An 18,428-nucleotide genomic window follows, 5' to 3' on the forward strand; every position below is an offset into this window, starting at 1 on the left:
TAAACATACGCTATATGCTTAATTTACGGCTTCCTGACGGTGATATCCTCGCCACCAGACCAACAGGTTGAGTAGGGCAACGGTAGTACCGGCCAGACAAACGCCAGCCCAACCGGCATGCTGCCAGGCGGAGGCCGAAATCAGCGAACCTGCCGCCCCGCCAATAAAATAGCTGGTCATGTATCCGGCGGTCAGGCGATTACGCGCGTCCGGATGAATGCGATATATAACCGTCTGGTTGGTGATATGTACACCCTGAACGGTGAGGTCCAGGACCAGGATACCGATAATCAGCATTGGCACGGAACTATGCCCTAACCAGATAGCCCACCAGGAGAGCAGCAGTAATAACAGACCTGTGGTCGTAGTGAGATGTGATTTTCCCTTATCGGCAAAACCACCTGCCGGACGCGCGCCTAACGCCCCTGCGGCCCCTGCCAGGCCAAACAGCCCGATCGTTCCTTCGGAATAGTTAAACGGCGGCGCGGCGAGCAAAAACGCCATAGAGGTCCAGAGAATACTGAAATTGGCAAAGGTCAGGCAGCCCAACATTGCGCGGGTACGCAGCAATTTATCATGGATAAACAGGCTGAATACGGAGCCTAACAGTTGCGGATAGTTGAGATGAGTATCTGATTTCATCTTTGGCAGACCGCGCCACAGCGCAATCGCCATCAGCGCCATTAATATCGATGCGACCCAAAATACGGTGCGCCAGCCGCCAAGATTGGCCAGTAATCCCGCCACGGTGCGCGCCAGCAGGATACCCAGCAGCAGGCCGCTCATAATGGTGCCGACAACTTTACCGCGCTTATCCGGCGTGGCAAGCGTCGCCGCCAGCGGAACCAGAATCTGTGCCACTACCGAGAACAACCCGGTCAGGGCGGTGCCGAGGATCAGCATGCCCAGCGACTGGCTACTGGCGGTAATAAGCATGCCGCCTGCCGCTAACAGCGTCATGGAGACGATCAGCATCCGACGTTCAAACATATCGCCAAGCGGTACTAAAAACAGCAGGCCGGCGGCATAGCCTAGCTGGGCCGCGGTGACGATAAAGCCAGCGGTGCTGGCCGATAGCGAAAAGTTACGTGCGATGGTGTCGAGCAGCGGCTGCGCGTAATAGTTACTGGCGACGGCGAGGCCGGTGGCGATAGACATTAACAGGATCAGCGAAGGGCTAAGTCCCTGAGTGGTTTTCGTCATGGTTTTCAACTGAAAAATGGGTTGCAGAAAACAATCATAACGTAAGTGATTAAATGTTGCTGATTTGTTGGGTGATGGATTGTGCGGTTGGGAGGAGGGCGTGTAGGCCGGATAAGGCGCATCGCGCCACCATCCGGCATTGGTGTGATGGCGCTACGCTTATCAGACCTACGAGGGGGTTATTTCTGCGCAGCCAGCGCTTCTTTCACCCAGCCATCAAACTGTTGCTGGTGGGCTTTGATCCAGCCGTCAACGTGACCCTGAACGTCGGCTTCAGATGCTTTCCCGTCGTGCATCATCGCGTTCTGCGCGTTGATATCCGCCAGCGGCAGCTTCATGACGGCAAACAGTTTCGCCGCAGCCGGGTTTTTCTCCGCCCAGGCTTTGTTGGCGACGATATGCATAGTGTTCACCGGGAAGCCGTAGTTGGCGCCGTTTGGCAGCTTGGTATCAATGTCTTTCTGCTCGCCTGGCAGGGAAGAGAACGGTACTTGCAGCCAGACCACATCTTTACCCGGTTTCATTACGTCGCTCACCCAGTACGGTGTCCAGGTGTAGTAAAGAATGGGTTTGCCTTCTTTAAAGCGGGTAATAGTGTCAGCCATCATCGCCGCATAGTTACCGTGGCTGACCTCGACGGTTTTTTCCAGATCGAAGGCTTTGTTCTGGTGGTTGATCACCGCTTCGCAGCCCCAGCCCGGCGAGCAGCCCATCATGTCTGCTTTTCCGTCGCCGTTGGTGTCAAAGATTTTGGCGATCTTCGGATCTTTTAACTGGGCAATGTTGGTGATTTTATACTGCTCAGCGGTTTTTTTATCGATCAGATAACCTTGCGCGGCACCCGTAACGAATACCCCCTCGCGATAGAACTTTTTGTCTCCGCCCGCTGCGGCATACATATCATCATGCAGCGGCTGCCAGTTCACAGCGGTAAAAGTTGCATCGCCAGAGGCAATGGAGGTATAGCCGACGTTGTAGTCAACTTCGCTTGTTTTGTTAACGGTATAACCCAGTTTCTCCAGCGCACGGGCGACCAGTTGCGTCTGGAAGGATTCTTCAGAGATAGTGCTCTGGATTGGCTGTACAGTGATGCCTTTGCCTGGCAGATCGGCAGCGAAAGTGCTGGTGGAGACAAGGGTGGCAAACGCTGTGGCAATAATGACGTTCTGTCGCATCGTTGTTCCTTAATTATTGGAGGGACGTATAGGCCCGGTAAGCAATGCGCCACCGGGCAACGGGTGAATTACTTCGTGAATGGGCGAGTGATAAGCCCTACGGGACCGGTGGTGTACCAGCGACGGTTGCCACGGCTACGGGCGTCGCGACCGACAGCCTGCGTCAGGCGGTCGAGAATGATGGCGAGGATCACGATCCCAACCCCGCCGACGGTGGCAAGCCCCATATCCAGACGACCGATTCCGCGCAGAACCATCTGACCCAGTCCGCCGACGGCGATCATCGACGCGATGACGACCATTGAGAGCGCCAGCATCAGCGTCTGGTTGACCCCGGCCATAATGGTAGGCATCGCCAGCGGGAGCTGCACTTTAAACAGCATCTGACGCGGGCTGGCGCCAAATGAGCGCGAGGCTTCAATCAAGTCGGCTGGCACCTGGTTAATACCCAGAATGGTCAGACGCACGATTGGCGGCAGGGCGAAGATAATCGTCACCACCACGCCCGGGACGTTACCAATACCAAACAGCATGACGATCGGCACCAGATAGACGAACGCCGGTGTGGTTTGCATGGCGTCCAGCAGCGGACGAACAATTTTTGCCGCCCGTGGACTGCGCGCCAACCAGATCCCCATCGGTAGACCGATCACCACGCAGAACAGCAGCGCGGTTAGTACCAGCGCCAGGGTGATCATGGCCTGCGACCACGCGCCGATGGCCCCGATTGCAATCAATGAAATCAGCGTAGCAACGCCCATTCCAACGCCGGAAATCTGCCAGGCAATCAGAGCGAACAGGATAATCGCCACCGGGGCTGGCATACCCAACAGAAGCTGCTGGAAGCCGTTCAGAATATAATCCACCGGGACTCGAATGCCCTGGAAGACCGGACGGAAATGGGTAACGACCCAGTCGATCCCTTCTGTGACCCAGCTATCCAGCGGGATTAGCGTTTTATGGAACGGATCCATAATATTGAAATGCTCTGGCGCCGGCGCGGGTGCGCTGGTCAGCCAGTCTGCGCCACCGCCGTCAGCTGGCGCGCCTGATGGCGTACTCCAGGCATCGGCGGTTTGTGCGGCACTGTCGGCCGCTGGTGTGGTATCCCACGGATTGGTTTGATTAGCCATTGTTTGCCCCCTCACGATCTAAAGCCTGTAACAGCATGCGTTTTGAAATAATGCCCACATACTGCTGTTCCTCATCAACAACCGGCACCGCGCACGGGGCCTGGCCGACATGAGAAAGCAACTCGCTGAGAGGAGTTTGTGCATCCACGGCTAGCGGCTCATCGATCAATGCCGCTTCAATACCTTGCGCCTGACTTAATGCTGTTTTTAAAGAGTCGATAGAGACAACGCCGACGAATTTATTGCCGCGCTCGATCACGTAACCATATTCGCGATCTTTGTCCTGCAATAATTGCAGCGCTGAACGTGGACCGACCCCGGGCGTTTTACGAATTAAACCTTCAGGGCTACGACGTGAAATATCCTTGGCACTAAAGACCTGGCTAATATCAACGCCGCGGAAGAAGGTGCGTACATAATCATTGGCCGGATTATTCAGGATTTCATCTGGCGTGCCGACCTGGACCACTTCACCGTTTTGCATAATGGCAATTCTGTCGCCAATACGCATAGCTTCGTCGAGATCGTGGGAAATAAAGACCACGGTACGTTGATGTTTCGCCTGTAGTTTTACCAGTTCATCCTGCATCTCGGTACGAATTAACGGATCGAGGGCAGAAAAGGCCTCATCCATTAATAAGATGTCAGGGTTTATGGCTAATGCACGGGCGAGGCCCACACGCTGGCGCATCCCTCCGGAAAGTTCATCCGGGTATCCGTGAGCATAATTCTCCAGACCAACCTGGCGTAGCGCATCTAACGCTTTTTCACGACGTTCATCCGCGCCAACACCGGCTAATTCCATGCCGAATGCCGTATTGTCCAGGACCGTCATGTGCGGCATCAGGGCAAAGGACTGGAAAACCATCGCAATCTTTTTTCTGCGCACCTCGCGAAGCTCAGCATCGGATATCCGGGCGATGTCTACGCCGTCAATCAATACTTGCCCGCGGGTGGGTTCAATCAGGCGATTGAGAAGGCGTACCATTGTGGATTTACCCGAACCGGATAATCCCATGATGACAAATATCTCGCCTTCTTCAATGGCCAGACTGGCGTTCTTAACGCCAAGCGATAGCCCTGTTTTATCCAGAATCTGCTCTTTTGAAAGTCCTTTTTCAATATATTTGAAGGCTCTCTGCGGATGCTCTCCAAATATCTTATAGAGATTTTTAACTTCTAATTTAATTGCCATGCAATAGAATGATTCCTGTTATTTGTTTATATCGATATATTACCTGATGGAAATAGTGACCTTTTTCTACCCTAACATACTGAGAATCTGAGACAACCCTGAATTTGTTTGTGGCACGAATATTGCTGAAGGCCATGTGGCGGGACTTCCCATGATATAAGGGCTGAGCGCGAATGTGAATGGGGTAATATTTTTTGTAAATGGCAATGAAAAGTCGCCTGAATTGCTGAAATGCAGGCGAATAATGCGTCTGATATTGAGTGTAGATCACACAATTATATTTGCACGACAAAAGTGTGATCCTGTTAAAATATTCCCGCGAAAAATGTACGGTATTTCCCGCGGAAATGAGTGCTAGAAATTCCAGTCGTCGTCTTCGGTTTCGACAGCTTTTCCCATCACGTATGATGAGCCGGAACCCGAGAAGAAATCGTGGTTTTCGTCAGCGTTGGGCGACAGCGCAGCAAGGATTGCCGGGTTAACCTCCGCCATTTCTGGCGGGAATAATGCATCATACCCCAAATTCATTAATGCCTTATTGGCGTTGTAGCAAAGGAAGGCTTTGACGTCATCCACCCAGCCGGTTTCTGCATACAATTCTTCCGTATAACGCGCTTCGTTATCATACAATTCCATCAGCAGGTCGAGGGCAAAATTCTTTAACTCCTCGCGTGCGGATTCAGAAATGTGCTCCAGACCTTTTTGATATTTATAACCAATGTAATACCCGTGAACGGCTTCATCACGAATGATCAGACGAATGAGATCGGCGGTATTGGTCAGTTTTCCGCGGCTGGAGAAATACATTGGCAACCAGAAGCCGGAATAGAACAGGAAGGATTCCAGAAACACGCTGGCAATTTTTTTCTTCAACGGTTCGTCGCTGGCGTAATGTGTCAAAACGATCTGCGCCTTGCGCTGGAGTGGGGTATTTTCTTCACTCCACGCGTAAGCCGCATCCACGTCTTTGGTCTGGCAAAGAGTGGAGAAAATTGAGCTGTACGAACGGGCGTGCACCGCTTCCATAAAGCTGATATTCGATAGCACCGCCTCTTCATGCGGCGTTAACGAATCGGCCATCAATGCTGGCGCACCGGCTATGTTCTGAATGGTGTCGAGTAGCGTCAGCCCGGTAAAAACGCGGATAGTCAGCTGCTGTTCGGCGGCGTTCAACGTTTGCCAGGCCGGGATATCGTTGGAGAGCGGGACCTTTTCCGGTAACCAGAAGTTACTGGTCAGGCGATTCCAAACCTCGAGATCTTTATCATCCTCAATCTTGTTCCAGTTGATGGCACTCATGCGGGATAATGTCATGTTGTCCTCCTTACAGCGCGCATGACACGCAACCTTCGATTTCGGTTCCTTCCAGCGCCAACTGGCGTAGTCGGATGTAATACAGCGATTTGATGCCCTTACGCCAGGCGTAAATTTGCGCTTTGTTGATATCGCGAGTGGTGGCGGTATCGGGGAAAAAGAGCGTCAGTGAAAGCCCCTGATCGACATGCCGCGTTGCTTCAGCGTAGGTATCAATGATTTTTTGTGGACCAATCTCGTAGGCATCCTGATACAAGGCCAGATTCTCATTGGTCATAAACGGGGCAGGGTAGTAAACGCGCCCGGTTTTGCCCTCTTTGCGAATCTCCACTTTTGACACGATCGGGTGAATGCTTGATGTCGCATGGTTGATGTAGGAGATAGAACCCGTTGGCGGAACCGCTTGTAAATTCTGGTTATAAATGCCGTAGCGCATGACATCTTCACGCAGCTGCGACCACATTTCACGCGTTGGTAGCGTAATGCCGCTGGCGGCAAACAGTGTGCGAACCTTGGCGGTTTTTGGCTGCCAGTCGCCCTGCAGATACTGGTTAAAATACTCACCGCTGGCGTAGCGGGACTGTCTGAATCCGGCAAAGGTTTTGCCGCGTTCCCGGGCGAGCTTCATCGACGTATTCAGCGCATGCCAGGTGATGGTGTAGAAATAGAGATTGGTGAAATCCAGCCCTTCAGGTGAGCCGTAGGCGATACCTTCCCGTGCCAGATACCCGTGCAGGTTCATCTGCCCAAGACCGATAGCGTGCGATGCGCTGTTCCCGGCCTCAATTGAGGGTACGCTGCGGATATGGCTCATGTCCGAAACGGCCGTTAAACCGCGAACCGCCGTTTCCACGGTGCGCCCAAAGTCTGGCGAATCCATGGTATTAGCAATATTCAACGAGCCGAGGTTGCAGGAGATATCGTGCCCTGTTTGCGCGTAATTGAGGTTTTCATCGTAGGTGGAAGCGCTGTTAACCTGCAAAATCTCCGAGCACAGGTTGCTCATATTGATACGACCGGCAATCGGATTGGCGCGATTCACCGTGTCTTCAAACATGATGTAAGGGTAGCCGGACTCGAACTGGATCTCGGCCAGTCGCTGGAAGAAATCGCGGGCGTTAATGTATTTTTTGCGCACTCGTTTGTCGGCAACCAGTTCGTCATACCGTTCAGTTACGGCGATATCACCGAATGGTTTGCCGTAAATGCGTTCCACGTCATACGGTGAAAACAGCGCCATTTGGGCATTTTCTTTGGCTAACTGGAAGGTGACATCCGGGATCACCACACCAAGCGAGAGCGTTTTGATACGGATTTTCTCGTCGGCGTTTTCACGTTTGGTATCGAGAAAACGCAAAATATCCGGATGATGCGCGTGCAGATACACCGCGCCTGCACCCTGACGCGCCCCTAATTGATTCGCATAAGAAAACGCATCCTCCAGCATTTTCATTACCGGGATCACCCCTGAGGACTGGTTCTCAATGCGCTTAATGGGCGCACCCGCCTCACGCAGGTTAGAGAGCAAAAATGCCACACCGCCGCCGCGTTTGGAGAGTTGCAGCGCCGAGTTGACCGCCCGTCCAATTGACTCCATGTTGTCTTCAATGCGTAACAGGAAGCAGGAAACCAGCTCGCCGCGTTGCTGTTTACCGCAGTTTAAAAAGGTTGGCGTGGCGGGTTGAAAACGCCCGGAGAGCATTTCATCGGTCAGTTGCAGAGCGAGCGCTTCATCGCCCTGCGCCAGCGTGAGCGCCACCATCGTTACGCGATCCTCAAAGTCTTCGAGATAGCGCTTCCCGTCGAACGTTTTCAGCGTATAGCTGGTGTAGAACTTCCATGCGCCGAGGAACGTCTGGAAACGGAATCCGCTGGCGTGGGCGTGGGCGAATAGCTTCAGCACAAACGCGCGATCATAGCGGGCTAACACGCTGGCATCGTAATAGCCTTCATCCACCAACGTGTCCAGACGCGCCTGCTGGCTGGCAAACGCCACCGAGTTGGGGCGGACGTGGGCGGTAAAGAATGCCTCCACCGCCTGATGGTCTTTGTCGAACTGAATGCGCCCGGCCTTATCGTACAGATTCAGCATGGCGTTCAGGGCGTGATAATCCAGCGTCTGCTGTTCTACACGTTCTGTGGTTGTCGTTGCCAAAATTCGCTCACTCCTTTTTGCACGTTGTCGATATCGCTTTGGGTGCCCATCAGCTCAAAGCGATAGAGCCACGGCACGCCGCATTTTTGTGAGATGACATCACCCGCGCGACCGTAGGCGTCCCCGAAATTGCGATTGCCGGAGGCGATCACTCCACGGATTAACGCCCGGTTGTGCGTATCGTTTAAAAAGCGGATCACCTGTCTCGGGACCGCGCCAGCTGTACCGCCGCCACCGTAGGAGGGCACGATTAAAATGTAAGGTTCGTCTACCCGGATCCGCTCGCGTTCGTTAAGCGGAATGCGGATGGCAGGCAGCCTCAGACGCTGCATGAAGCGGTGCGTATTTTCGGAGCTGCTGGAAAAGTAGACGAGCTGACTCATGCGCTGGCCACTTGAGGAGCCGGGCGCAGACGGTTGATCATGTCCGGGCGAAATCCTGACCAACTGGTTTCCCCTGCGACCACGACCGGTAACTGACGAAAGCCTTGATCGCGCAGGCGATCAGCCATATCAGGGTGTAAATCGACGTTTACCATCTCAAAGTCAAACCCGCGGCTTTCCATCGCCCGCTTAGTGGCGTGGCACTGAACACAGTTGTTACGAGTGTAAATAACAATGCGCATGATTCGTATTTCCATCTAAAAGTAAAAGAATGACGCGATAGAGGGCGTCAGGTTGTGTGTGTCTTGATAGAGGAGATACTAGATGTGGTTTTAAAAAGATTCAACCATACAAGATATGGTAATTTTAGATTGATGAGGGCATGGGTGATGAGCGTGACGGAGGAAGTGATAGAAACTATGGCAGGTTGCCGGATGGCGTTTATGTCGCCATCCGGCAGCGCAGAATCACATGCGCATCCCTACCGCCAGACGGTTAAAGCAGTTCATCAGGCTAATAGCAAACGTCAGATCGCTAATCTCTTTCGCGCTAAAATGGTCGAGCAGCGGCAGATAAACGTCATCTTCGGCATGGGTGCTGGCTATATGGGTGACGGATTCGGCCCACGCCAGCGCCGCACGCTCCTGCTCGCTGAAGTGATGACTCACCCGCCAGCCTGCCAGCGCGTCCAGTTTGGCCTGCGCAACACCGGATTTGCGCAGCGCCTTACTGTGCATTTCCAGGCAAAAGGCGCAGCCGTTGATTTGCGAGACTCGCAGGTAAATCAGTTCCGTCAGCGTAGGTTCCAGCGCGCAGTTTTCCAGCGCTTTGCTGGCCTGAACCAAAGCGTTATAGATTTCAGGACTGAGTTCATAATAGGGCTGGCGTAACATTGTCATGGTATTTCTCCTCGTTTGGATGACCCGCAATGTAGCACTATAATGGACTGCTATAGAGAGCCATATTGTTGCCAAAAAAGCAGACCATAAATGCCACGCTATCAGCAAATCGCCCGTCAGTTAAAAAACGCCATTGAGAAAGGTGAACTAAAGCCAGGCACAAGATTGCCCTCCAGTCGGACCTGGGCCCAGGAGATGGGGGTATCACGTTCGACGGTGGAAAATGCCTATGCAGAACTGGTGGCGCAGGGCTGGCTCGCGCGACGCGGGCAGGCAGGAACATTTGTCAGTGAGCAACTGCGACCGGAAAACGCACCTGTGTCTCCCGCCATCTTCGCCGGAGAAAACCCCAGGCCGCAGCCTTTTCAGATGGGATTACCCGCACTCGATCTCTTCCCGCGGGACGTCTGGGCGCGGGTGATGGGGCGGCGTTTACGCACCCAAACGCGTTTTGACCTGGCCGTGGGCGATGTTTGCGGCGAACGGGTGTTACGTCAGGCGATTGTCGATTACCTGCGCGTCTCACGCAGTATTGAGTGCCAGCCGGAGCAGATTTTTATTACTTCAGGCTACGCGGCATCAATGACGTTAATCCTGCGCGCTCTGTCTCAACCCGGTGAGGGGATGTGGGTCGAAGATCCTGGCTTTCCGTTGATTCACCCCGTGGTGGCTCAGGAGCGCATTGAGCTGATGCCGGTGGCAGTTGATGCCGATGGCCTGGATGTCTGCGCTGGGATCCGTGACTACCCGCAGGCGCGTTTTGTGCTGCTCACACCCGCACACCAAAGTCCGCTGGGCGTCGCCCTGTCATTAGACCGTCGCCACCAACTGCTTGAATGGGCGACTCGGGCGCAGGCGTGGATCATTGAAGATGATTACGACAGTGAATTTCGCTACCACGGCAAACCGTTGCCGCCGCTAAAAAGTTTGGATGCGCCCCAGCGGGTGATTTATGCCGGAACGTTCAGCAAATCGATGTTTCCGGCTTTGCGCACGGCATGGCTGGTGGTACCCCTGACTCAGGTCGAACATTTTCGTCAGCAGGCGGCGCTAACGGCCTGTAGCGTTCCGGTTTTATGGCAGCAAACGCTGGCGGATTTTATGCAAGATGGCCACTTCTGGCGGCACTTAAAACGTATGCGCCAGAATTATGCCCTGCGACGTCAATGGATGGAAAACGCGTTGAGCGAACAAGGGTTTAACGTCATTCCTCAGGAAGGAGGGATTCAGCTGGTGATAACTGTCGACGGAGATGATGTTGCGCTAGTGCGCAAAGCGAATCAGGCCGGGCTGGCGGTTCAGGCGTTAAGCCGCTGGCGAATAACTTCAGCAGGAAAGGGGGGAATATTGCTGTCGTTTACCAACATCAGCTCGGTGGAAATGGCGCAGCAGGCGGCGTATCAACTGCGGATGTCGCTGACATAATTCTGCGCGGTTCTTAAGATATTAGTCCCACCATCGCCACTCGTTTATGGACTTTTCTGAAAGCGTTGCTAATGCTGAATCAGGTAAGGTAAGCCCGCAGTAAAAAAGATAACGAGGAAAATATATGTATTTACGACCTGATGAGGTGGCGCGCGTACTTGAAAAAGTGGGCTTTACCGTCGATGTAGTGACGCAAAAAACGTACGGCTATCGTCGTGGCGAAAATTATGTGTACGTTAACCGTGAAGCACGTATGGGACGTACCGCATTAGTTATCCATCCCACGCTAAAAGAGCGCAGCTCTTCGCTGGCGGAACCTGCGACGGATATTAAAACCTGCGATCACTACCAGCAATTCCCGCTATATTTAGCCGGAGAGACTCACGAACATTATGGTATTCCGCACGGCTTCAGTTCGCGAATTGCGCTTGAGCGTTATCTGAGTGGGTTGTTTGGCGACGTTAGTTCAAACTAATAATGCGACTGGCAGGGCCAGTCGCGAAGAGATCTGTCAGGCTTTAGCCTGGTGATAGCTGCTGACCTTAAACAGGCGGCGGCAATAATCAAGAAAGTAGCCATAGACCGCGCCCATCAGCATTGATACCACGATGTTCGAACTTACTGCAGCCGTAATCTGGTGCCAGTCTGCGCCAACCGTCAATAGAATAATCACATACACTGGTGACTGGAAGGTGACATAAGCCAGCACGTCCGCCAGGTTTTTCCCCCATCCTGCTTGCGTGGCTTTACGCGCCGCGCGCATAAACAAATCGCGATACATGCCGTATGGCCACGCGATCAGGATGTTGACGGGGATAGCCACCAGTCTGGAGTACAGAGACTGTTCGAAGCTCATTCCTGAAAGGAATATTTCGATCAACATGTTCACGACAGAACAATAAACAACCATCGCGAACGTGTCTGCTACTGCATGACGCAAGCGTGACTGCGGAGAGAACATGTTAATGCTCCTTGTAAAAAGGGAAAAAAAGGTTTTGAATACCTTCTTGCTAGTGATTTGTCTTGCTGCTTTCGCGTTTGAATAGGATATCTGCCTGGATAATAACTAGCAACTAGCTTAAAATTTTTATTTATTACCTTTTTGTCGATAAAATGCTCTGCAATGGTTTGTTTTTTGTTCGTTTTGGTATTTTCGTTGCTGATTTAATTAAAGGCATTTTAGATCAATGGGTTATGGAAATTTGTTTTTCTGAATTTTTTGCGCTCCTTTTCTCAATGTTGACTAATGTGCAATATGTATACGCACCGGCTCCGCGCGATGTTGTGGCCTGTTTCTCGACTGATACCCTGAGACTCCTTGCAGGTATATTTATAGCGACTAGCAGAGGAATAGAATATATCGCATAGGCGATGTCAAAATGGATGCTATAAATACACGAATTAGCTTTTTTGATTAGTAATATGCGAATAAATTAGACTGGAAATATAATAAGCAGTTGCATACAATATTTAGGGTAATACCGTTTTTATGTTTTACGTTAAAGAGGTTTTGTTAATATGAGTTCAATGTTAAAAAACTTAAATAATATCCGCTCGCTGCGTGCAATGGCTCGTGAATTTTCCGTTGATGTGCTGGAAGATATGCTTGAAAAATTCAGGGTAGTGACCAAAGAACGCCGCGATGAAGAAGAACAACTACAGCGCCAACGTGCAGAACAGCAGGAAAAAATTAATACTTTGCTGGCGCTGATGCAGGCAGACGGGATCAATCCGGAAGAGCTGCTGAGCATGACGCCTGCGACGGCACGTTCAGTTAAAAAACGTCAGCCGCGCCCGGCGAAATATCGTTTTACCGATCTCAATGGTGAAACAAAAACATGGACCGGACAGGGTCGCACACCGAAGCCAATTGCCCAGGCACTGGCTGCCGGTAAATCTCTTGATGACTTTTTGATCTGATTATTAATGCGGTGAGGGCGACCTCACCGCTTATTTTCAGCAAACGCCAAAATCACCCTCTTCGGTATATCGCGTCACGTCAGCTGCTTTTAGCGTGAATTTTTCGCCGCTTTCATTACTGGCGTGTACCGCCACAATGTGATCGCCATTGACTTCGACAACTTTCAGTTTAGGTCCACCCATGCGTGGTTGAACCAGATCGCCAGGTTTAAACATATTGCTCTCCTTTATTTATCGCAGAACTCACCATAGATCACGTCAATCAGCGGGTACAGCGCAGTTTCAATGATTACCGCTTAATGAGTACGTCGGTTCCAGGGCATGATATCCAGTAATCGCGCCATGCCGCAAAAGCCGGTCACGCCAGCGAGTATTAGCCCGGCGCCCACAAAACCGCTCAGCAGGAAGAAGGCGCTGCTAACGGTGTAGCCCAGAATGACGCCGAGTAAGGCAAGGCTGCCTGCGGCTATCTGCACCTGGCGCATCAGCGGTAACGGTTGTGAACGATCTTTTGCCACCGGAAAACCTGCGGCTTTCCAGCCGTCAATGCCACCTTCCAACAACCAGACCTGCGCAGGCGCGGCAATAGCGTTCAGTTTTGTCGCCGCGTTTTGTGTACGTTTGCCTGACTGGCAGTGAAAAATCACCTGCCCGGCGCGTAAATTCGCAGGCAGCGATCCCTGCTCTAGCGTAGGTAATGGTGCCAGATGCGCCTCCGGAATATGCTCGTACAGATACTCGTCAGCATCGCGGATATCAATCAGTTTTGCGCCTTGTGCGACCAGCGTCTGCGCCTCGCGCGGGGAAATCGTCCCAATGGTCATGATGGCTCCTTATGGGCAATACAGTGTTTTTAATGTGGCGATCAGTGAATTCACGGCCGCATTTTTGATGGAGTACAGGATGCGCTGGGCATCGCGTTGGCTGTCTATCAGGCCCTCTTCACGCATACGCGCCAGATGCTGCGAAGTGGCGGAAGGACTCAGGCCGGTAACACGGGCTAATTCGCCTGCGCTGGTACCGGGTGAGCCGCAGAGCATGCACAAAATCAGCAACCTTTTCGGGTTACTCATCGCTTTTAGCAGGGCGGCAGCCTGCTCAGCGCTGGCCTGGAGTTGTTCAAGTTCAGTCATATGTATTTAAGCATGTTCTAAATTAAGCTTATTCTAAAATAAACGGTCAACGTACGCCAGCGTAAAGAGCGTAAAGGAGGGTAAAACAGCAGGGGAAGGCTGGCAGAGTTAGGTACACTGACTATGCTTAGAGATAAAATCTCTTTTTAAACAATGAGTAATTTTTTGCTTGTATGGAGTGTGTATGGGTTTCTGGAGAATCGTTTTTACTATTATTCTGCCCCCGCTTGGCGTGCTGCTGGGGAAGGGGTTCGGCTGGGCATTTATCCTCAATATTGTTCTGACGCTGCTGGGCTACATCCCGGGTCTGATCCACGCCTTCTGGATACAAACGCGTAACTAATTACCTTTCTACTACGGCGCTCTGGCGCCGTTTTCTTTGCGCTCCTTTCTCCTCTGCTACACTTCCTGGTGTTGATTGTTAACTACCGAGGTGGATATGGGACTCTTTAATTTTGTAAAAGATGCGGGTGAAAAACTGTGGGATGCGGTTACTGGCAACCATGACACTGCCGATCTGGCAAAAAAGGTACAGGAACACCTGAACAAAACGGGCATCCCGGATGCGGATAAAGTGAACGTCCAAATTAACGAAGGTAAAGCCACCGTTTCTGGCGATGGATTAAGTCAGGAAGCGAAAGAAAAAATCCTGATTGCGATTGGTAATATCTCTGGTATTGCCAGCGTCGACGATCAGGTAAAAACTTCTGCGCCGGCGAGTGAAAGCCAGTTTTATACCGTAAAATCAGGAGATACCCTGAGCGCTATTGCCAAACAGGTATACGGTAACGCCAACCTGTATAACCAGATATTTGAAGCGAATAAACCGATGCTGAAAAGCCCGGATAAAATTTATCCAGGGCAGGTTTTGCGTATTCCAGAACAATAAGAAAGTTCAGGCTTATTGCGTCAGCAATTTGCCGGACATCGCTTGTTGAATAATCGGAATGGGCGTCAGCAGGTGCTGGCGCATTAATTCGCTGGCACGTGCAGCATCGCGTGCCAGAATTGCTTCGGTCAGGGTTTGGTGCTGATCGTGTTTATCTTCCAACATCTCCACCGACAGCACCGTCTTTCGCAGCCAGATAAACCGGTAGCGCGCCGCCAAATCGAATAGCCGTTCGCGCATTTGCAGCAGATACTGTGAACCGCAGCCAGCGACAATTGCCGAGTGAAAAGCCTGATGGCGCTGATCCCACTCGTCGAGCATCTGTTCACTGGCGTCAACGGCTTCAAGCTTGCCGAGCATATGCGCCCGCGCCAGAATTTCAGCTTCCCAGGCGTCGTCGCCGCGTTCAATGGCCAGCGCGACCAGCATGGCTTCCATATTGGCGCGGGCATCGAAAATATCGAGCAACTCCTGTTCGGACATTGGGGCGACACGATACCCTTTCTGATTGACCACCGTGACCAGCCGCTCGGCAACCAACTGCGAAAGCGCTTCGCGTAGCGGTCCCACGCCAAGCTCATAGCGTGAGGTCAGCAGGCTCATACGCAGTTTTTCATCAGGCTGATACACACCGCGGATGATGTCGTTTTTCAGCCAGCGGTATCCATCAATGGCCGTCGGTTGGGGAATGGCGGTCATGGTCTTACTCCTGAACGGTTTTCCCGGCCTGCGCCGGGAAAAGGTTTAATGCGTATTTTGCAACGGTGCTTTTTGCCACGATAGCAGTTTTTTCCAGCGTGACATAATAGGCACGGTGCAAATAATTCCTATGGCTAACAACCCGGTAGAGATAACTTCCAGTTGTTGAGCTGGGCGAAAGAGCATCACCACCAGCACAAAGATAATAAAGGCGATTACCAGCCAGGTAAGCCACGGATAGAGCCACATTTTCAGTTTAATTTCACCGCCTCGCGCCAGCAGGATTTTGCGCATCCGCAGTTGGGAAATTGCAATCACCAGATAAACCAGCAGGGCGATGGCGCCGGAGCTGTCGATCAGGAATTTGAACACCTTGGCCGGGGCGTAATAGTTGACCACCACGGTGAGGAACGCGGCCCCCGTAGACAGCAACACCGCCACATAAGGCGTTTTACTCCGGTTCGTTTTACCCATAAAGGCGGGAGCATCGCCACGACGGCTCAGGGAGTAAAGCATACGCGAGGACGTATACAGCGCGGAGTTCAGACAACTGGTTACCGACAGCAATATGACACAGTCCATGATCAGCTTCGCGTGTGGAATATGCAGTAACTCCAGCACCGAGCGGTAAGAGCCCACCTCTTTCAGTCCCGGCATGTTCCACGGAATCAGCGCGACGACCACGAAAATAGAGCACAGATAGAAGATGGAGATACGCCAGATAACCGAGTTGGTGGCGCGGACGATGTGCTTATCCGGGGTATCGGACTCGGCGGCGGCGATGGTAACAATCTCTGCGCCCATAAAGGAGAACATGGTGATTAGCATCGCGCTGATCACCGCGCCAAAGCCGTTGGGCATGAAGCCGCCCTGATCCCACAGACGCGAAACTCCGCTGACCTCGGCATAGGGGTAGAAACCGCTAATCGCCACCGCGCCGAGAGTGATAAACGCCAGAATGGCAATCACTTTGCACAGCGCCAGCCAGAACTCGAACTCACCGTAATTTTTGACGCTCAGCAAATTACTGCCGGTTAATGCCAACGTGATAACCAGAGAAAACAGCCAGATAGGAATGCCTGGAACCCAGGAGTGCAGAATGATGGCGGCGATATTCGCTTCCAGCGGGATAACCAACACCCAGAACCACCAGTACAGCCAGCCGATGGTATAACCCGCCCACGGCCCGATGGCCTTATCGGCGTAGGTGGAAAAGGAACCGGTATCCGGGGTGGCAACGGCCATTTCGGCCAGCATGCGCATAATCATCACCACCAGCAATCCGGCGAACAGATAGGCCAGTAATACTGCGGGACCGGCTTCTGCAATCGCCACGCTTGAACCCACAAACAAACTTGCGCCGATAACCCCGGCAATAGACAGCATGGTGACGTGGCGTGATTTCAGCCCGCCCCCTAAATCATGTGATTGTGACACTTGCCCCATCTTTTAAACCTCTCGAAAGTATTTCACTTGGGAGAGCACCCCGGCATTCCCGCGCCGGGGCACGCGTATTTATTGTTATTGACCCTGTCTGCCGGATGGCGGCTCCGCCTTATCCGGCCTGAGGATTGCGTTTTTTATTGGTCGAATGCGGTGTTAACCCTGCTTCGCTTCGGCAAAACACTGAGCGATAATGTCCAGCCCCTGGCGGATTTGGGCATCTTCAATGGTCAGTGGGACAAGAATGCGCAGTACGTTGTAGTAAGGTCCGCAGGAGAGCAGGATCAGCCCTTTATCGCGCGCACGCGCGACGATTTCCGCGGTCAGTTTGGTGTCTGGTTTCGTGTGATCGCCGTCTTCAAACAGTTCGATTGCGATCATCGCTCCCAGCCCGCGTACATCGCCAATCTCGCGGTGGGTTTCCGCGATAGCCAGCAGGCCTTCGCGCAGGGTTTGCCCCAGGTCGTTGGCTTTTTGCAGCAGATTTTCCTGTTCGAAAATATTCAGTACCGCCAGTGCGGCGGCACAGGCAATCGGGTTACCGGCATAGGTACCGCCCAGACCGCCCGGTGGGATTGCGTCCATGACTTCGGCGCGCCCGGTCACTCCCGCCAGCGGGAAGCCACCGGCGATAGATTTGGCGAAGGTGGTGAGATCGGGCGCAACGCCCATCTGCTCCATAGCGAACAGCGTACCGGTACGGCCCGCGCCGCTCTGTACTTCATCGGCAATCAGCATGATGCCGTGCTCGTCACAAATGGCGCGCAGACGTTGCATAAAAGCAGGAGAGGCGGCGTAAAAACCACCTTCGCCCTGGACGGGCTCAATCACGATGGCGGCAACGTCTTCCGGAGCGGCATCATTTTTGAAGATACGGTGAATGCTGGCGATAGCATCGTCTTCACTGATGCCGTGCAGCGGGCAAGGATAAAGCGCACGGTACACGTGGCCCGGCATCAGTCCCATTCCTGCAGAGTACGGGTTTACTTTCCCGGTCAGCGACAGGGTGTAGTGGGTTCGACCGTGGTAAGCGCCGCTGAAGGCGATAGTGCCGGTTCGTTTGGTGGCAGCGCGGGCGATTTTCACCGCGTTTTCCACCGCTTCCGAGCCGGTTGTCACCAGCAGGGTTTTTTTAGCGAAATCGCCCGGCACTTTCTTATTCATGATTTCGCACAGCTCCAGGTACGGCTCATAGGCCAGCACCTGGAAACAGGTATGGGACAGCTTTTTCAACTGTGCTTCTACCGCAGAGACGATCTGCGGGTGCAGGTGGCCGGTGTTCAGCACCGCAATACCGCCAGCAAAATCAAGGAATTCACGGCCTTCAACGTCCCAGACTCGACAGTTTTCTGCACGCTCGGCAAAAATAGGGTGGATTTGTCCTACGCCACGGGGAACGGCGTTGCTGCGACGTTGCATAAGTTCTTTGTTGGTGCTCATCAGGTGTTCTCCAGTATTTATT

At 52.7% G+C, this 18,428-nt stretch carries 21 protein-coding genes; 5 read left to right on the plus strand and 16 right to left on the minus strand.

Annotated elements, in window-relative coordinates; genetic code table 11:
• Nucleotides 1-18 precede the first annotated feature (18 nt).
• The 9 genes from HV229_RS05905 to HV229_RS05945 form a co-directional block, all read right to left on the minus strand.
• The gene (locus tag HV229_RS05905; protein WP_047358817.1) at nt 19-1,203 is read right to left on the minus strand and encodes an MFS transporter; all 1,185 of its coding nucleotides are present in this window, start codon (nt 1,201-1,203) and stop codon (nt 19-21) included.
• Nucleotides 1,204-1,382: 179 nt separating this feature from the next.
• Nucleotides 1,383-2,378: a glycine betaine/L-proline ABC transporter substrate-binding protein ProX gene (gene proX / locus HV229_RS05910; protein WP_016154154.1), complete on the minus strand. Its 996-nt coding sequence runs from the start codon at nt 2,376-2,378 to the stop codon at nt 1,383-1,385.
• Nucleotides 2,379-2,446: 68 nt separating this feature from the next.
• Entirely contained in the window at nt 2,447-3,511 is a 1,065-nt protein-coding gene (proW, locus tag HV229_RS05915) for a glycine betaine/L-proline ABC transporter permease ProW (RefSeq protein WP_131405273.1), read from the minus strand.
• Entirely contained in the window at nt 3,504-4,706 is a 1,203-nt protein-coding gene (proV, locus tag HV229_RS05920) for a glycine betaine/L-proline ABC transporter ATP-binding protein ProV (protein WP_016157301.1), read from the minus strand. The genes proW and proV overlap by 8 nt, the downstream gene beginning before the upstream one ends.
• Nucleotides 4,707-5,060: 354 nt before the next feature.
• Nucleotides 5,061-6,020: a class 1b ribonucleoside-diphosphate reductase subunit beta gene (gene nrdF / locus HV229_RS05925; protein WP_181547061.1), complete on the minus strand. Its 960-nt coding sequence runs from the start codon at nt 6,018-6,020 to the stop codon at nt 5,061-5,063.
• Between the two features lie 10 nt (nt 6,021-6,030).
• Nucleotides 6,031-8,175, minus strand: coding sequence for a class 1b ribonucleoside-diphosphate reductase subunit alpha (gene nrdE / locus HV229_RS05930; RefSeq protein ID WP_181547063.1), 2,145 nt, complete (start codon nt 8,173-8,175; stop codon nt 6,031-6,033).
• A complete protein-coding gene (nrdI, locus tag HV229_RS05935; protein WP_019077526.1) occupies nt 8,148-8,558 on the minus strand; it encodes a class Ib ribonucleoside-diphosphate reductase assembly flavoprotein NrdI in 411 nt (136 codons plus the stop codon). Before nrdI ends, nrdE begins: the two co-directional genes overlap by 28 nt.
• Nucleotides 8,555-8,800, minus strand: a complete 246-nt coding sequence (nrdH, locus tag HV229_RS05940; RefSeq protein ID WP_016157297.1) for a glutaredoxin-like protein NrdH — start codon at nt 8,798-8,800, stop codon at nt 8,555-8,557. Before nrdH ends, nrdI begins: the two co-directional genes overlap by 4 nt.
• 225 nt (nt 8,801-9,025) lie before the next feature.
• Nucleotides 9,026-9,457: a carboxymuconolactone decarboxylase family protein gene (locus tag HV229_RS05945; RefSeq protein WP_016154147.1), complete on the minus strand. Its 432-nt coding sequence runs from the start codon at nt 9,455-9,457 to the stop codon at nt 9,026-9,028.
• Between the two features lie 90 nt (nt 9,458-9,547).
• Here HV229_RS05945 and HV229_RS05950 point away from each other — a divergent pair, with 90 nt between their 5' ends.
• Together HV229_RS05950 and HV229_RS05955 are read left to right on the plus strand one after the other, a co-directional pair.
• A complete protein-coding gene (locus HV229_RS05950) occupies nt 9,548-10,882 on the plus strand; it encodes a PLP-dependent aminotransferase family protein (protein WP_181547065.1) in 1,335 nt (444 codons plus the stop codon).
• A gap of 124 nt (nt 10,883-11,006) precedes the next feature.
• Nucleotides 11,007-11,357: a DUF2002 family protein gene (locus tag HV229_RS05955; RefSeq protein WP_016154145.1), complete on the plus strand. Its 351-nt coding sequence runs from the start codon at nt 11,007-11,009 to the stop codon at nt 11,355-11,357.
• A gap of 36 nt (nt 11,358-11,393) precedes the next feature.
• On the opposite strand, the gene alaE is transcribed toward HV229_RS05955, so the two are convergent.
• A complete protein-coding gene (alaE, locus tag HV229_RS05960) occupies nt 11,394-11,843 on the minus strand; it encodes an L-alanine exporter AlaE (protein ID WP_016154144.1) in 450 nt (149 codons plus the stop codon).
• Nucleotides 11,844-12,400: 557 nt separating this feature from the next.
• Here alaE and stpA point away from each other — a divergent pair.
• Nucleotides 12,401-12,802, plus strand: coding sequence for a DNA-binding protein StpA (stpA, locus tag HV229_RS05965; protein WP_019077523.1), 402 nt, complete (start codon nt 12,401-12,403; stop codon nt 12,800-12,802).
• A gap of 36 nt (nt 12,803-12,838) precedes the next feature.
• Here stpA and HV229_RS05970 read toward each other — a convergent pair whose 3' ends face one another.
• From HV229_RS05970 to HV229_RS05980, 3 genes are all read right to left on the minus strand, one after another.
• Complete coding sequence (locus tag HV229_RS05970) at nt 12,839-13,018, minus strand: hypothetical protein (protein WP_016154141.1); 180 nt, start codon at nt 13,016-13,018, stop codon at nt 12,839-12,841.
• Between the two features lie 80 nt (nt 13,019-13,098).
• Entirely contained in the window at nt 13,099-13,626 is a 528-nt protein-coding gene (locus HV229_RS05975; protein WP_016154140.1) for a rhodanese family protein, read from the minus strand.
• 9 nt (nt 13,627-13,635) lie between these two features.
• Complete coding sequence (locus HV229_RS05980) at nt 13,636-13,935, minus strand: metalloregulator ArsR/SmtB family transcription factor (RefSeq protein WP_016154139.1); 300 nt, start codon at nt 13,933-13,935, stop codon at nt 13,636-13,638.
• Nucleotides 13,936-14,119: 184 nt separating this feature from the next.
• On the opposite strand from HV229_RS05980, the gene HV229_RS05985 reads away from it, so the two are divergent.
• Together HV229_RS05985 and lysM are read left to right on the plus strand one after the other, a co-directional pair.
• Nucleotides 14,120-14,278, plus strand: coding sequence for a YqaE/Pmp3 family membrane protein (locus HV229_RS05985; RefSeq protein WP_003037242.1), 159 nt, complete (start codon nt 14,120-14,122; stop codon nt 14,276-14,278).
• A gap of 96 nt (nt 14,279-14,374) precedes the next feature.
• On the plus strand, nt 14,375-14,824 hold the full coding sequence (lysM, locus tag HV229_RS05990; protein WP_016154138.1) for a peptidoglycan-binding protein LysM: 450 nt from the start codon (nt 14,375-14,377) through the stop codon (nt 14,822-14,824).
• 12 nt (nt 14,825-14,836) lie between these two features.
• Here lysM and csiR read toward each other — a convergent pair whose 3' ends face one another.
• The 3 genes from csiR to gabT all read right to left on the minus strand — a co-directional run bounded on the left by csiR (nt 14,837) and on the right by gabT (nt 18,406).
• Nucleotides 14,837-15,523 (minus strand): DNA-binding transcriptional regulator CsiR, encoded by a 687-nt coding sequence (gene csiR / locus HV229_RS05995; protein ID WP_049270954.1) that lies wholly within the window; start codon nt 15,521-15,523, stop codon nt 14,837-14,839.
• 45 nt (nt 15,524-15,568) lie between these two features.
• Complete coding sequence (gene gabP / locus HV229_RS06000; RefSeq protein WP_016154136.1) at nt 15,569-16,969, minus strand: GABA permease; 1,401 nt, start codon at nt 16,967-16,969, stop codon at nt 15,569-15,571.
• A gap of 153 nt (nt 16,970-17,122) precedes the next feature.
• Entirely contained in the window at nt 17,123-18,406 is a 1,284-nt protein-coding gene (gene gabT / locus HV229_RS06005) for a 4-aminobutyrate--2-oxoglutarate transaminase (RefSeq protein ID WP_181547067.1), read from the minus strand.
• Between the last annotated feature and the right edge of the window lie 22 nt (nt 18,407-18,428).

It is taken from the genome of Citrobacter sp. RHBSTW-00524, from assembly GCF_013747755.1.
GTDB classification, from domain to species: domain Bacteria; phylum Pseudomonadota; class Gammaproteobacteria; order Enterobacterales; family Enterobacteriaceae; genus Citrobacter; species Citrobacter braakii.